Annotated in this window: 1 protein-coding gene; it reads left to right on the top strand. The window is 66.1% G+C overall.

The annotated features are described in order from the left end of the window. On the top strand, positions 1-1,152 hold a 1,152-nt coding region (locus tag ACSFA3_RS24845), incomplete at both ends, for a two-partner secretion domain-containing protein (RefSeq protein WP_435508024.1).

Here is a 1,152-nt window from a genome sequence, read left to right as displayed (position 1 = left end):
AATGGCGGCAACCCGACGCAGTTGCGCGGGTATATCGAAGTGGGTGGGCCGCGCGCAGAGGTGATCATTGCCAACCCGGCGGGCATCTCCGTGAATGGCGGCGGATTCATCAACGCATCTCGGGCAACGCTGACCACAGGCGTGCCGCAGCTCAACGCGTCGGGTGGACTCGACAGTTTCCTCGTACGCAACGGCACCGTCGGTATCGACGGTGCGGGGCTCGATGTCAGCAAGACGGACTACGCGGCGATCCTTGCGCGGGCCGTGCAGGTCAACGCTGGCATCTGGGCGAGCGAGCTCAAGGTGGTCACGGGTGCCAACAACGTCAGCGCCGATCACGGCAGTGTCACGCCCACTGCAGGCACCGGGCCCGCACCGGCCTTCGCACTCGATGTTGCCGCGCTGGGTGGCATGTACGCCCAGAAAATCACTCTCGTCGGCACCGAGGCGGGGCTCGGCGTGCGCAATGCGGGCAGCGTCGGCGCGGGGGCAGGCGGTCTTGTAGTGACGGTGCAAGGGCGGCTGGAAAACACAGGAATGCTCGAAGGGCTGCGGGTCGAGCTCAACAGCAGCGCGAACATCGACAACCGAGGCGGCACCATCCGGCAGCCCAGCGTGGCCGGCCTCACGACCGATTCGCCGGTGTTGAGCAACACGAACGGCGGTGTGATCGGTGTGGAGCCATTGATGTCGCCAGCCGAAGCAGGCGGTACGGCAAGCGCCGGCGGCACGTCTGCTGGCTCCGCTACCTCGAATCCGTCCAATCCGAGTGCAGGTGCAGCCAGCGGTGGCGCATCGCCGCTGCCGTCTTCTGTTCCTCCATCTCCCGGCACCATCGCCGCTGCCGGCACGATCCAGAACGACGGCGGGCGCATCTACGCAGGCGGCCCAATTACGCTCAAGACTCCACAGATCGACAACGCGGGCGGAACGCTCAACGTGGCCACCATGGCCGTGTCCGGCGCCAGCTTCAGCAACGCCGGCGGCACGCTCAATGTCAGCCAGAGCTTCGGTGCAAACATTGGCCGGTTCGACAACACAGGCGGCAAGCTGAATGCGGGTAGCCTGCACATCGCCACGGACGGCGATCTGATCAACGTGGATGGCACGCTCACCAGCGGCAGCGATGCGAGCCTCGCGGTCGGAGGGAAG

Origin of the sequence: Variovorax glucosi (assembly GCF_051216695.1) — a bacterium.
GTDB lineage: Bacteria > Pseudomonadota > Gammaproteobacteria > Burkholderiales > Burkholderiaceae_C > Variovorax.
The sequence above is the reverse complement of the archived record's forward strand: the minus strand, read 5'-3'. Positions and strand labels throughout refer to the sequence as shown.